12 protein-coding genes are annotated in these 13,453 nt (G+C 38.0%); 11 read left to right on the top strand and 1 reads right to left on the bottom strand.

The genetic code is table 11. The annotated features are described in order from the left end of the window. Positions 1 to 179: 179 nt before the first annotated feature. Positions 180 to 1,070, bottom strand: a complete 891-nt coding sequence (locus ACR9EA_RS10745) for a helix-turn-helix domain-containing protein (protein ID WP_435132704.1) — start codon at positions 1,068 to 1,070, stop codon at positions 180 to 182. A 237-nt stretch (positions 1,071 to 1,307) separates the two neighbouring features. On the opposite strand from ACR9EA_RS10745, the gene ACR9EA_RS10740 reads away from it, so the two are divergent. The 11 genes from ACR9EA_RS10740 to ACR9EA_RS10690 all read left to right on the top strand — a co-directional run bounded on the left by ACR9EA_RS10740 (position 1,308) and on the right by ACR9EA_RS10690 (position 13,450). Beyond that, positions 1,308 to 2,285, top strand: a complete 978-nt coding sequence (locus ACR9EA_RS10740) for an aldo/keto reductase (RefSeq protein ID WP_435132701.1) — start codon at positions 1,308 to 1,310, stop codon at positions 2,283 to 2,285. 253 nt (positions 2,286 to 2,538) lie between these two features. Next, entirely contained in the window at positions 2,539 to 3,177 is a 639-nt protein-coding gene (locus ACR9EA_RS10735) for a hypothetical protein (protein ID WP_435132698.1), read from the top strand. Positions 3,178 to 3,218: 41 nt separating this feature from the next. Then, positions 3,219 to 3,677, top strand: coding sequence for a (2Fe-2S)-binding protein (locus tag ACR9EA_RS10730; protein ID WP_435132695.1), 459 nt, complete (start codon positions 3,219 to 3,221; stop codon positions 3,675 to 3,677). A 2-nt stretch (positions 3,678 to 3,679) separates the two neighbouring features. Then, complete coding sequence (locus ACR9EA_RS10725) at positions 3,680 to 5,944, top strand: molybdopterin cofactor-binding domain-containing protein (protein WP_435132693.1); 2,265 nt, start codon at positions 3,680 to 3,682, stop codon at positions 5,942 to 5,944. 23 nt (positions 5,945 to 5,967) lie between these two features. Further along, complete coding sequence (locus ACR9EA_RS10720) at positions 5,968 to 6,987, top strand: XdhC family protein (RefSeq protein ID WP_435132690.1); 1,020 nt, start codon at positions 5,968 to 5,970, stop codon at positions 6,985 to 6,987. Then, on the top strand, positions 6,980 to 7,579 hold the full coding sequence (locus ACR9EA_RS10715; protein ID WP_435132687.1) for a nucleotidyltransferase family protein: 600 nt from the start codon (positions 6,980 to 6,982) through the stop codon (positions 7,577 to 7,579). Before ACR9EA_RS10720 ends, ACR9EA_RS10715 begins: the two co-directional genes overlap by 8 nt. Before the next feature lie 188 nt (positions 7,580 to 7,767). After that, a complete protein-coding gene (locus ACR9EA_RS10710; RefSeq protein WP_435132684.1) occupies positions 7,768 to 8,616 on the top strand; it encodes an aldo/keto reductase in 849 nt (282 codons plus the stop codon). 43 nt (positions 8,617 to 8,659) lie between these two features. Then, positions 8,660 to 9,799 (top strand): aldo/keto reductase, encoded by a 1,140-nt coding sequence (locus tag ACR9EA_RS10705; RefSeq protein WP_435132681.1) that lies wholly within the window; start codon positions 8,660 to 8,662, stop codon positions 9,797 to 9,799. A 163-nt stretch (positions 9,800 to 9,962) separates the two neighbouring features. Then, positions 9,963 to 10,823 (top strand): helix-turn-helix domain-containing protein, encoded by an 861-nt coding sequence (locus tag ACR9EA_RS10700; protein WP_435132679.1) that lies wholly within the window; start codon positions 9,963 to 9,965, stop codon positions 10,821 to 10,823. A gap of 89 nt (positions 10,824 to 10,912) precedes the next feature. Then, a complete protein-coding gene (locus ACR9EA_RS10695; protein ID WP_435132676.1) occupies positions 10,913 to 11,782 on the top strand; it encodes a nuclear transport factor 2 family protein in 870 nt (289 codons plus the stop codon). 261 nt (positions 11,783 to 12,043) lie between these two features. Next, on the top strand, positions 12,044 to 13,450 hold the full coding sequence (locus ACR9EA_RS10690; protein WP_435132674.1) for a carboxymuconolactone decarboxylase family protein: 1,407 nt from the start codon (positions 12,044 to 12,046) through the stop codon (positions 13,448 to 13,450). The last annotated feature ends 3 nt before the right edge of the window (positions 13,451 to 13,453 follow it).

Below are 13,453 nucleotides of genomic sequence, written 5' to 3'. Positions count from 1 at the left end.
ATGATGCTGTTATTTATTAAGAGTTTTATTTATAAAGATGCTTCAGTCATTCTTCCTTCTGCATGACACACGAACTTGTCATGCAGCGTGAAGTTCACGGAACAAAGAGTTTTTTTACATGTAGTTAAATACTGCCAACTGTGGACTGCCAACTGCCTACTGAAGTATCCAAACACCCATCAATTCATCTGCCGATACTCATTTGGCGTCATACCAGTCTTTTTCTTAAACAATCTATTAAAATGCTGCGGATATTTAAAACCTAGTTCGTAGGCCACTTGGCTAATGGATTTGTCTATATCGAAAACGCGGGTTTTGGCCACGTCTATCAATTTGGTTTGTATGTATTCTTGAGCCGAAATTCCAGTTTCTTTCTTAATTAAATCGCCAAAATAATTAGCCGATAAGTGCAGTTTGTCAGCACAAAAAGCTACTGATGGCAGACCTGTTTGTTGCGGTTGGTCGGATGAGAAATACTGTTTTAAAAGCTGTTCGAATTTTTCTAAAGTACCTCTGTTGCTGTTTTCACGCGTAATAAATTGGCGGTCGTAAAAGCGGGTGCAGTAATTCAGTAATAATTCAATGTTGGAAGCAATTAAAGTCTTGCTGTGTTTGTCTATAGACTGTTCGAGTTCGTATTCAAGTTTCGAAAAGCAATCTGCTATAATGTGGCGCTCTTTTTCCGAAAGATGTAAGGCTTCATTGGTGTTGTAAGAGAAAAAACCATAGTCGTTTATCAGTTTTCCCAAAGAGGTGTTTTTAATTAAATCGGGGTGAAAAACCAAAACCGTGCCATGTGGTTGATAATACACATCGCTATCAATTTCTACCACTTGTCCGGGTGCAAAAAAGACCAAAGTGCCTTCTTGGTAATCGTAATAATTATTACCGTATCTAATATCGCCACACTTGGTTTGTTTTAAAATCACACAATACAGATTAAAATGCATGCGGTATTTTTTACGCGGTGCGGCTTTAGATAAATCCACAATACTAACCAGCGGATTCAAGGTTTCGTTGTTGTTGTAACTGTTGTAATCGTTAACCGTGTTAAAATGAATAATGTCCATAACGTCCTGATTTGTATACAAATTTAGACAATAATCTAGCATCGTAGCTTTCGTGGTTTGCAAATCCGTAATAATGGTAAGCATATCTGTAATTGGTATACAGAAACAAGCGAATTTTGAAAGATTGAAACAGTTACAAGTGACCAAAACCGTAATATTGGTTAGAACAACCGTAATCTGTATAAAAAAGTAAGGCATTAAAATTCAGAACTTTGTATGAAACAAAAAATAGAAACTATGAAAACAAGAGTTTTAGGTCAAGGTTTAGAGGTTTCCGAATTAGGATTAGGTTGTATGGGAATGAGTTTTGGTTATGGTGAAGTGCACGATGTCAAACCGATGTCTGAGTTAATACATCGCGCTGTCGATTTAGGCGTAACCTTTTTTGATACAGCCGAAGTATATGGGCCATATATTAATGAAGAATTGGTAGGGCAAGCGCTTAAACCTTTAAAAAATAAAGTTGCGATCGCTACTAAATTTGGTTTCGATTTTATTGATGGGAAACAAGCCGGATTAAATAGTCGACCAGAAAACATCAGAAAGGTTGTTGAAGCTTCATTGAAACGTCTACAAGTTGACGCCATCGATTTGCTGTATCAGCATCGGGTGGATCCCAATGTGCCTATCGAAGATGTGGCCGGTACAGTAAAAGATTTAATTACAGAAGGGAAGGTGAAGCATTTTGGTTTATCTGAAGCCGGTGTCGATATCATTAAACGCGCACATGCGGTGCAGCCAGTTACGGCATTGCAGAGTGAATATTCGCTGTTTTGGCGCGAACCTAAAGCTGAGATATTTCCCGTTTTGGAAGACTTGGGGATTGGTTTTGTGCCATTCAGTCCTTTAGGAAAAGGCTTTCTTACAGGAAAGTTGTCTAACCAATTTGCAGCAAACGATTTTAGAGCAACAGTTCCTAGATTTTCGGAAGCTAATTTTAAACAGAATTTGAAGTTGGTAGATTTTGTAAAACAATTGGCTGCTGATAAAAATTGCGAACCATCTCAAATAGCTTTGGCTTGGGTGTTGGCTCAAAAACCTTGGATAGTACCAATTCCCGGAACGACAAAAATCCATCGTTTAGAAGAAAATATAGCAGCTGTAAATGTAGATTTATCTTCGGAAGATTTACAAACTATAGAACACGAGTTGTCAAAAATTGAAGTTGTTGGCGAGCGTTATTCAGCAGCGGCTCAAAAGATGATTAATCGCTAGTTTTTTTATGTTAGAAAAAGTCTAATACCACTTCTTGATTGAAATTACTGTAAAATAAAAAGATGATTTTTTTCTTTATAGGAAGAAGAAAAATAAAGCATAGCCGTAGCTACGGTTTCTTTTTATTCTGAAATAGAAAGGAAAAAAGGGCGTTTTATTACGGTTATTTTAATTGAGAAATGGTATAAATAGTAAGAGCTTGTTCAGAAAGCGGAATTATTTACGTAATTTATACCTTTAAAAACCGAACCAAATGTTAAAGAATAGCTATTCAACCAATGGATTGAAATACAGTTTCGGCTTCCTTGTATTGTGTCTTATAATGGGCATTTTTACAACGGCCTGTAAGTCGAAAAAGCCAACAAGTTCAGACTATGTTTCTATCCCCGAAGCAAAAATGAAAGATAGTATAGCGTCTCTTTCAGCTTTCGAAAAAGTATATTCGGTTTTGATGCATCCTAGATGCATGAATTGCCATCCGCAAGGCGATATTCCATTGCAGGGCGACGACAGTCATGTTCACAATATGTTGCCGCAACGTGGGCCAGATGGCAAAGGTCTTTTAACTATGAAATGTACCAATTGTCACGGTTCTAAAGGCGTTCCTGGCGATGCAACACCACCAGGAAATCCGATGTGGCATTTACCACCTGCCGATATGAAAATGGTGTTTCAAGGGCGTTCGCCACGAGCTTTGGCTTTACAATTGGTAAATCCCGACTTAAACGGGCATAAAAATATGGCAGACCTTAGACTGCATGCCGAAGATACTTTGGTGAAAAGCGGCTGGCAGATGGGCGGAGACCGAACATTACCGTCTTTAACTTACGAAGAATTTAAAGAAGCTTGGTATGCGTGGATTGATAATGGCGCTTTTGCACCATCAAAATAAACCAAAATCAAGTCTGATTAATCAAAAAAAAATTGAAAACGATGGCACGATATACAATCAATGTGAATGGCGAATCGAAACAAGTGGATGTCGATTCGGATACCCCAATTCTGTGGGTGTTACGCGATAATCTGCACTTACTGGGTACCAAATATGGTTGTGGCATTGCGCATTGTGGCGTTTGTACCATCCATTTAGACGGCGATGCGGTAAGGTCTTGCGCTTATCCCATAAGTGCTGTGGGCGATAAAAAAATTGTAACCATAGAAGGCCTGTCCGAAAATGGCGATCACCCAGTGCAAAAGGCATGGCTGGAGCACGATGTTCCGCAATGTGGCTACTGCCAGGCAGGACAAATCATGACAGCTTCTTCGTTGTTGGATCAAAATCCAAATCCAACCGACGACGAAATCAGACGCGCTATGAACGGTAATATTTGCCGTTGCGCTACTTATACCAGAATTAATCGCGCCATTAAATCGGCAGCAAAAGACCTGTAATCATGACGAAAGTAAAAACCCACCTCAATAGACGTTCATTTCTTAAGTTATCTGCAGCAGGCGGCGCGGGATTGATGCTGCAATTCAGTTGGTTTTCGGCTCTAGCAAAAGAGAACCCAAAGTTAGAAGCAGCTTACGATTTAAATGGTTTTATAAAAATTGATAGTAATGGTATGGTTACGATTGCGTCACCCAATCCCGAAATTGGTCAGAACGTAAAAACGTCCATGCCAATGATTGTAGCAGAAGAATTGGATGTAAACTGGAAACACGTTAAAGTGGTTCAGGCGCCACTCAACACAGGAATTTTTACAAGGCAAATTGCCGGTGGTAGTCAATCCATCAATCAGAGTTGGGATGCCTTAAGAATGGCAGGAGCCACCGCTAGACACATGCTTGTTGAAGCTGCAGCAACCGCTTGGGGTGTTTCAGCATCAAGTATCACGGTGAATGAAAGTGTAATTTCGCATCAAGCGAGTGGCAAGTCAGCTGGCTTTGGTGAGATGGCCGAAGCGGCTTCAAAACTTCAAATTCCAAAAGAAGTTGAAGTCAAAAATATAAAGGATTTTAAAATCATTAGACATTCGCAATATAATGTAGATGGCCCCGATATAGTTACCGGAAAAGCTGTATTTGGATTAGATGTGTATAGTGAAAATATGGTGTTTGCGTCTATCGTACATCCGCCTGCTTTTGGGGTGAAGTTGAAATCGTTCGACGCTTCCGAAGCCCTGGCTATGGAAGGGATATCGGATGTTTTTCCTATCACAACCTATCCGGAAGATTTTGAGCGTAATTATTTTGATATCAATGCGTTTCCGGAGTTAATTGTAATTACGGGTGATTCTACTTGGCGTATTATGAAAGCTAAGAAAACTATTAAAGCCGAATGGGAGCCTTTTGAACCGTACACCATTAAAGTGAAAGGTTTTGGTGGTGGAAAGCCAAACGATCAAACTGTACCATCGGGGATAGAAAACACGGAAAAACAATACGCAGCGATGATTCAAACGAGTCAAGCAAATCCCAAACAGGTGCGCAAAGATGGCGATCCCGATAAAGCCTTTTCTCAGGCAGCTAAAGTCATAGAGCGTACGTACACGGCTCCTTATTTGGCACACAGTCCATTGGAACCACTAAATTTTTATGCTAATGTAACCGCCGATAAAGCCGAATTGATTGGCCCCATTCAAACCCCAGAATATATGGAGCAATCTGTAGCGCAACGTTTGGGCATGTCTTTGGAACAAATCGATATTCAAATGACGCGTATTGGTGGAGGTTTTGGTCGCAAATTATTCGGACATTATTTGGTTGAAGCGGCAGTTATTTCACAAAAAATAAAAAAGCCGGTCAAATTATTTTATACCCGAGAGGACGATATGACTTTCGGTGCCTATCGTCCCATGTACCACGCCTATTATCGCGCCGGACTCGATGCGGACAATAATTTGATCGCGTTTCATGTAAAAGCTGGCGGAATTCCCGAAAGTCCGTTGTATGCCAATCGGTTTCCAGCTGGAGCCGTCTCAAATTATTTAGCCGAATCGTGGACGATTGAAAGTAATATCACAACTGCCGCGTTTCGAGCACCAAGATCTAATTTTATGGGAGCGGTAGAGCAAGCTTTTTTAGATGAGGTTGCCGAATTGGCCGGTAAAGATCCTATTGATTTCAGATTGGAATTGTTTGACAAAGCTATTAAAAATCCGGTTGGAGAGCGAAACGATTACGATGCCAAACGCTATGCTGGTGTTTTAAAATTGATTAAAGAAAAGGCCAACTGGGGAACCGCAAAACCAGGCTTAGAACGCGGTGTGGCAGCTTATTATTGCCACAATAGTTATGTAGCAAATGTGGTTGATTTAAGAATGGAAAACGACAAGCCAATCATAGAAAAGGTGTATTGTGCCACTGATTGCGGCATTGTGGTGAACCCGATAGCGGCTTCCAATATGGTAGAAGGCGGGAGTGTAGATGGTATTGGTCATGCGCTATACAGCATGCTCAGCATTAAAGATGGTGTGCCGCAACAACGCAATTACAACGATTACCAGTTAATCCGAAATAATGACGCACCATGGGATGTAGAAACCCATTTTGTAGAAAGCGATGTGCACCCAACAGGTTTGGGAGAGCCGCCTTTTGCACCTGCCATTGGCGCTTTGGCGAATGCGTTGTATAAAGCGACTGGCAAACGCTATTACCATCAACCTTTTATGGTGGATATTGAAGAAAGGTATCTTAAAAAAGAAACATCTGTCTAGTATTAGTCCCAATTTTAATGTAAATGACTCACGAATTTAAAACCTTACTACAGGTCGCGCATGTTTGGCGTGTGCAGGGAATAACATCGGTAGTGGCTACGGTGGTTGCCTTAGAAGGTTCGTCGTATAGGCGACCGGGCGTACGCATGCTTATTGCCGAAACGGGTGAGGTTTTTGGTGCCGTTAGTGGCGGTTGTGTGGAAAAGGAAATTGTGCTGCAAGCGGCATCGGTGTTTAAGACAGAAACACCAAAAGTAATAACTTACGATGGCCGTTTCCGTTTGGGCTGCGAAGGGGTTTTGTATATTTTGATAGAACCAATGGTGGTGACAGACGGGTTGTTGCAAGTGGCTCAGACTTGTTTTGAGAAACGAATACACTTTCAAACACGGTCTTTTTTTAAATCGGAATTTTCAGAAAGTAAGGCTTTTGGAACGGTTTTAGAAATGGCAGGCAAACGCTATACTTTAAATCCGAAGTTTGAACTTTCTTCAGCATTAAATCTATTAGAGATTTTTACGCAAAGCTTTCAACCCATATTTCAGTTGTATATTTTTGGAGCCGAACACGATGCGGTTCAGTTATGCGAATTGGCTAGCAATATTGGCTGGGAAGTACATATAATTGCTGCTCCCGACGAGGAAAAATCAATAGACTATTTCAAAGGTGCTAAAAGTTTAACAACGCCTCTAATTCAAGATATTGATACATCTGGAATAGGCGAACATTCAGCCGCTGTTTTAATGTCCCACAGTTTGAATAAGGATGTGCAATACCTTATGGCGCTTCATAAAACGAAACCTGCTTATTTGGGAGTGCTGGGTTCATCGAAACGTCGCGAACGCCTTTTTTCAGAAGTGATGAACCATGTGCCCGATTTTTCTTTTCAGTTTTTAGAATCCATTCACGGTCCGGCAGGCTTGCATTTAGGAGCTGAAACTCCTGCAGAAATAGCCTTGTCGATTATTGCTGAAATATTAAGCGTTACCCGAAACGTTGCGGTGCAGCCTTTACGCGAAAAATTAGGTGCTATTCATGATTAAGTTGCAAGTACTTCTTATCGCGGCAGGCGAATCCAAACGGATGGGGCAGCCTAAACAATTGTTAGCATGGCAAGGGAAAACCCTTATCGAACATCAAATTGAAGTCTTACAAAAGGCTCATCTGTCGCTCACTGTTGTTTTGGGCGCCAAAGCCGAAATCATTTCAAAAAGTATAACCAATTTAGATGTGCAGATTGTTGAAAATGCCAATTGGCGAGAAGGTATGGGAACATCCATCGCTTGTGGCGTCAAGGAGATCTGTAATTTAGACAGTAAACCCGATGGGGTTCTTATCGCTTTGGTCGATCAGCCGCTAATTGCCGTAGCACATTTTGAAGCATTGATAGCTAATTTTGAACCTAGAAAACAGCAAATTATCATGTCGGAATCTGAAACTGGTTTACGCAGTGCCCCAGTAATTTTCGATGCTTATTACTTTGAGGCATTAAGGCGTTTACAAGGCGATATAGGAGCGAAGCAAATCATTAAAAAACATGAAAATAAGGTGAAAACTGTTTTGTGTAAAAGCAGTTTGGAGGATGTTGATACTATGGACAGTTATCGGCGGATGTTGGAAGATTTTAGTAGTTGAAAATACATTTTTATTTCATTATATATCCTTAATCTAATTTCGTGAAACAAGCCATTTTCTATTATTTTATGTTAAACGGATACTCTTAAAATATTTTCAGTAATTATGGTTATAAGCACCGTAATTGGTATAACAATAGGTTGGCTATCAGTATTTAAATTTGTAGTATTAAAATTAAAAATAAGGAGATGACAACAGTAACATTAAACAATGGGATTGAAATGCCCATTTTAGGATATGGCGTTTATCAAGTAAATGATTACGACGAATGTAAGCAAAGTGTACTAACCGCATTAAAGGTAGGCTACCGCAGCATCGATACTGCACAGGCCTACGGTAACGAAAAAGCGGTAGGTGACGCCATTAAAGAAAGTGGCATTCCAAGAGAAGAGTTGTTTATCACAACCAAACTTTGGATTTCGGATTATGGCTATGAAGCCGCCAAAAAAGCGTTTGCTCAATCTTTGGAAAAGCTGCAATTAGACTATGTAGATTTATATCTTTTACATCAACCTTTTAACGATGTCTATGGTTCTTGGCGTACCTTGGAAGATTTGTACAGCGAAGGGAAAATTAAAGCCATTGGAGTGAGCAACTTCTTTCCAGACCGTTTGGTAGATTTAATCAGTTTCAACAAGGTGAAACCGGCTTTAAATCAAATTGAAACACATCCATTTTATCAAAGAGATGAAGACCAAGAGGTGATGAAGGAGTTTGGTGTGCAACACGAATCTTGGGGGCCATTTGCTGAAGGCCGTGGTGATTTCTTTCAAAATGAAACCTTGGTCGAAATTGGTAAAAAATACAATAAATCGGTTGCTCAAGTAACTTTACGTTGGATGATTCAGCGCAATATCGTAGTCATCCCAAAATCTGTAACACCATCAAGAATTGAAGAAAACTTTAAGGTGTTCGATTTCGAATTGTCAGATGCTGATATGCAAGTCATTTCAAAATTAGATACCAATACCAGTAGTTTTTTTGATCATAGAGATCCAAATATGGTTAAGCAATTCCGTGCTTGGGCAGGTTATTAATTAATCGTACAAGTAATTTCTAACAGTTTAAAATCATCATCCAATGAATAGAAGAAATCTTTTAAAAACAGCAGGATTGGCAACCGTTGCTTCTGCATTTGTACCATCAACTTTATTGGCGTCCTGTGCAAATGAAGAATCAAAAAACAAAGAAGGAATTAAATCGGCTGTACTTTCTGGTAAAAGAACATTAGGGTCATTAGAAGTTTCTGCGATTGGTATGGGTGTTCAGAATATGCACCGTAAATATACTTCAACTGTGCCATATCGACCAGATATGATTAAAATTCTTCAAGCATCTTATGACAAGGGTGTAACCTTCTTTGATACTGCTGAAGCTTATGGTCCTCACGAGAATGAAAGAATTTTAGGAGAAGCCATTCAATCTTTTAGAAACGATGTGGTCATTACTTCAAAATTTGGTTGGAATATCGATTTAGAAACTGGACAGCGTTTACCAGGACTCAATAGTAAGCCCGAACATATAAAAAAAGCTGTGGAAGGAATGCTTAAAAGATTGCGTACAGACCGAATAGATTTGCTTTATCAACACCGTGTTGATCCTGAGGTACCAATTGAAGATGTTGCAGGAGCAGTGAAACAATTAATGGATGAAGGCAAAGTACTTCATTGGGGATTGTCAGAACCTGGACTTCAAACTGTAAGACGAGCGCACGCCGAACTTCCGCTTACAGCCATTCAAAATGAATATTCTATGATTTGGAGGGAACCAGAAAATGATATTATTCCTTTATGTGAAGAATTAAGAATCGGCTTTGTGCCTTGGTGGCCTTTAGCTTGCCAATTGCTTACAGGAAGTATTGATGAACAAACACGTTTTGCACCTATGGATATTCGCGCCAACACCTCTCGTTATGCGCCTGAAAATTTACCGCAAAACTTAAAATTGGTTGAGGTTATAAAATCTTGGGCAAAAGAAAAAAATGCGTCACCTGCTCAAATTTCATTGGCATGGTTACAGGCTCAAAAACCGTTTATCGTTCCAATTCCTGGTACTACACAAATGGCGCATATGGAGCAAAACATAGGAGCAGATAACATAAAGTTTACTACTGAAGAATTAAATAGTTTAAACAGTCAAATTGATGCTATCGAGATTAAAGGATTGAGATTGCCAGAATTTGTATTGCAATTCTCTAAAGTTGAAGCTCCTAAGAAATAAAAGCTCCCTACAGAACTCACGGTAAACAAAGAAAATATGCAAATAAACATCTGTCATAGTCTCTGTGAGTTCTGCGAAAAACTTAAAATTCAAATCGTATATTTATCATCAGGAAATTGAATGTTATTCAGTTAAAACATTAGGAACCACAAACTAAATTGGGGTGAAAGAAAAAATTCAAAAATATGACTTCAAAGAAGGACTTCCGCTAGAGTTTGAAATTATAGACTTTGATTTTCTTTTTAGCGAGTTTTCTGAAGAACTAAAAAAACCTCACAGAGCGGAATTTTATCAAATATTTTGGTTTCAAGAAGGTTGTCCAACTCATATTGTGGACTTTAAACCCATAAAGGTCAATCAAAACTCTTTATTATTCATCAATAAAAACAGCGTTCAACTTTTTGATAATAAAACAAAATTTAAAGGGAAAGCCATACTATTTACTGACAATTTTTTTTGCAAAACAAAATTAGACACACAAATTTTAAAAAGCACCATACTTTTTAATGATTTGAATTCGGTTGCTCAAATCTATATTTTAGGTTCAGTTATTGAAACTATATTCAATCGGCTTGAAGAAGAATCAAAAATTTTGAAAGATGAATATCAAGCAGACATTATTAGAAATGATTTGCGAAATCTCTTGTTACATTCTGAAAGGGAAAGAAAGAAACAGGGTTTTGTTGAATTTGAAAAAGACACAAATTTAGAATTTGCCTTGATTTTTAAAGACCTTTTGGAAAATAATTTTATCCAAAATAAAAATGTAGGTTTCTATGCCAACAAAATGAATATTTCCACAAAACGGTTAAATCAAATGACTTCAAAGATATTTGGGAAATCACCTAAAAATATCATAGACGACAGAGTTTTGCTAGAGTGTAAACGATTATTGGCTCATACCAACGATAGCGTTAAAGAAGTATCGTACTCATTAGGTTTTGAAGAACCAACTAACTTTATCAAATACTTTAAGAAACACACAGGCGAAACACCAAATTCCTTTAGCGAAAAATACATTTAGGCTCAAAAGTATCATTTAAAGGCGTATTAGTATCTCCACATTTCTTCTTTATTGCCCCAACTTTGCAGTATCAAATAAAAATCAAGTATATGAAACAGATACTATCAAGCATAATAATAGTTTTAGCAATGTGCTTAACTGCTTGTAAAGGACAACAAAAACAAGATTTAGAAACTAAAAAAGAAGAAAAAATGGAAACTTCAAACAAAGAAAAAGTAATTGCGCTTTTAAAAAGCATAGAAACAGGAGCCCAAGAACCAGTTGGATACATTAATCCAAACAAGTACATTCAACATAACCTTGGAGTAGCAGACGGATTATCAGGATTTGGAGCTTTGTTGCAGCAACTTCCACCAAACTCTGCGAAAGTGAATACAGTAAGAGCATTTCAAGATGGAGATTTGGTTTTTACCCAAACCGATTACAATTTTTTCGGCCCAAAAATAGGCTTCGACATTTTCCGTTTTGAAGACGGTAAAATTGTAGAGCATTGGGACAATCTGCAAGAAAAACCAGAAAACCCAAATCCGAGTGGGCACTCAATGGTTGACGGAGCAACTGAAATTACAGATTTGGACAAAACCGACAACAACAAAGCGTTGGTTGAAAGCTTTGTGAATGATATTTTGGTAAACGGCAAAATGGAAAAATTAGCAGGTTATTTTGATGGCGACAATTACATTCAGCACAATCCACAAATTGCTGACGGACTTTCAGGGCTTGGAAAAGCGTTGGAATATATGGCATCACAAGGTATTACAATGAAATACTACAAAATTCATAAAATCTTGGGAGAAGGAAATTTTGTTTTGACTGTGAGTGAAGGTTCGTTTGCAGACAAGCATACTTCATTTTATGACCTTTTCAGAGTTGAGAATGGAAAGATTGCTGAACATTGGGACGTAATCGAAACCATTGCACCAAAAGAAAATTGGAAGAATGAGAATGGGAAATTCTAATTCTGAAAGCTTCATTTAATTTGATACTTGCATTTTCAATAATTACAATGAAAATGCAAGTATTTTTTTTAGTCCATTTGTCATAATATTAATATTCTGCAAAAATCAGCGAGATTTAAGGAAGTAAATTCGTAATTCCACATTTGTAATGCGTCATTGATTAATGCATCTGTATAATTGGTAACTAAAACCGTAATCTGTATAACAATCAATTCTTAAAGTATCAGGAAATTTGTAGTGTAAATAAAAAGATACTACAAAATGAAAAAGGTATTGGTAATAGGTGCAAGCGGAAGTTTGGCTTCGGTTGTGACTGAAGAGTTGAAAAAACAGGAAGAGGCCGTGTTAACTCTTTTTGCTCGAAACATAAATCGCCTTTCAAATTCTAAAAATGTTCATCTGGTACAAGGTGAAATTATGAAGCTAATCAAATTAATAATTGCCTTTGCTTTTTTACTAACATATCAAGTAAAGGCACAAGAACAAAAATCAAACAATATGTCCTCATTCAAAGAAAAAGGAGAGCAAGCACCTTCGGAGCATTTTACAGGAACAGTTTGGGTTAATATGAATTTAGGAGAAGATGATGGCTACAATACCATAATGGGAACAGTTGCTTTTGAACCTAAAGCAAGAACCTATTGGCATTCGCATGATAATGGGCAAATTCTGATGATTATAAGCGGAATAGGATATTATCAGGAAGAAGGTAAACCTATTCAGAAAATTCAAGAAGGCGATATTGTGAAAATTGGCAAGAAAGTCAACCATTGGCACGGCGCATCGCATTACCAGTCCATGTCTCATATTGCTATGATTCCAGAGATAAATAAAGGAGAAAGAACCATTTGGGGAAACAAAGTAACCGATGAAGCGTACAATACCTATGAGGTAAAAGTAGCAGAAGTTGAAAATTATCTAACGCCAAAAGCTATTGCTAATCACGAAAAATTTTGGCCAAATTATGAATCTAGTGCAAGAGAAACAGATCCAGAGCTCATAGAAATTTTTGATAATTGGGCTTTTGATGAGGTCTATAGCCATAGCAATTTAGACGACAAAACAAGAACCTTAAGCATTTTGGCTTCTAACGTAGGTTCTCAAGCGCTATCCGAATACAAAATGTTTGTCAATGCAGCTTTAAATGTTGGTGTAACGCCTATTGAAATTAAGGAAGTGTTGTATCAATCTGTTGCTTATGTTGGTGTTGCTAAGGTAGTTGACTTCATTTATGCTACCAATGAAATTTTCAAACAGCATCATATTTCCTTACCTTTAGAAGGACAAGCAACTACAATGCCTAATAATCGAAAAGCAAAAGGGTTGGAGTTGATGAAGGCTACTTTTGGAGATCGCATAGAGGAGATACGAAAAAATGCACCTGATGATTTAAAACATATCCAAGAATATTTAGCAGGAAACTGTTTTGGCGATTATTACACACGTACAGGATTGGATATGCAGATGCGCGAATTAATTACCTATTCCATTTTAGTAAGTATGGGTGGAACAGAATCACAAGTAAGAGGTCATATTCAAGGAAACTTAAATGTTGGTAACGATCGTCAAAAACTTATTGATGTTACTACACAATTATTGCCTTACATAGGTTATCCAAGAACATTGAATGCCTTAAATGCAATAAACGAAATAACACTTAAAAATTAATAA

Source organism: Formosa sp. A9 (assembly GCF_051200825.1).
Taxonomy (GTDB): domain Bacteria; phylum Bacteroidota; class Bacteroidia; order Flavobacteriales; family Flavobacteriaceae; genus Formosa.
Note: the sequence above shows the minus strand (reverse complement) of the source record. Positions and strands in the feature narration are given on the sequence as shown.

What these genes read in the sequence shown, in the direction of transcription:
- ACR9EA_RS10745 (WP_435132704.1), bottom strand. Translation starts at nt 1,070, where the DNA reads ATGGACATTATTCATTTTAACACGGTTAACGATTACAACAGTTACAAC.
- ACR9EA_RS10740 (WP_435132701.1), top strand. Translation starts at nt 1,308, where the DNA reads ATGAAAACAAGAGTTTTAGGTCAAGGTTTAGAGGTTTCCGAATTAGGA.
- ACR9EA_RS10735 (WP_435132698.1), top strand. Translation starts at nt 2,539, where the DNA reads ATGTTAAAGAATAGCTATTCAACCAATGGATTGAAATACAGTTTCGGC.
- ACR9EA_RS10730 (WP_435132695.1), top strand. Translation starts at nt 3,219, where the DNA reads ATGGCACGATATACAATCAATGTGAATGGCGAATCGAAACAAGTGGAT.
- ACR9EA_RS10725 (WP_435132693.1), top strand. Translation starts at nt 3,680, where the DNA reads ATGACGAAAGTAAAAACCCACCTCAATAGACGTTCATTTCTTAAGTTA.
- ACR9EA_RS10720 (WP_435132690.1), top strand. Translation starts at nt 5,968, where the DNA reads ATGACTCACGAATTTAAAACCTTACTACAGGTCGCGCATGTTTGGCGT.
- ACR9EA_RS10715 (WP_435132687.1), top strand. Translation starts at nt 6,980, where the DNA reads ATGATTAAGTTGCAAGTACTTCTTATCGCGGCAGGCGAATCCAAACGG.
- ACR9EA_RS10710 (WP_435132684.1), top strand. Translation starts at nt 7,768, where the DNA reads ATGACAACAGTAACATTAAACAATGGGATTGAAATGCCCATTTTAGGA.
- ACR9EA_RS10705 (WP_435132681.1), top strand. Translation starts at nt 8,660, where the DNA reads ATGAATAGAAGAAATCTTTTAAAAACAGCAGGATTGGCAACCGTTGCT.
- ACR9EA_RS10695 (WP_435132676.1), top strand. Translation starts at nt 10,913, where the DNA reads ATGAAACAGATACTATCAAGCATAATAATAGTTTTAGCAATGTGCTTA.
- ACR9EA_RS10690 (WP_435132674.1), top strand. Translation starts at nt 12,044, where the DNA reads ATGAAAAAGGTATTGGTAATAGGTGCAAGCGGAAGTTTGGCTTCGGTT.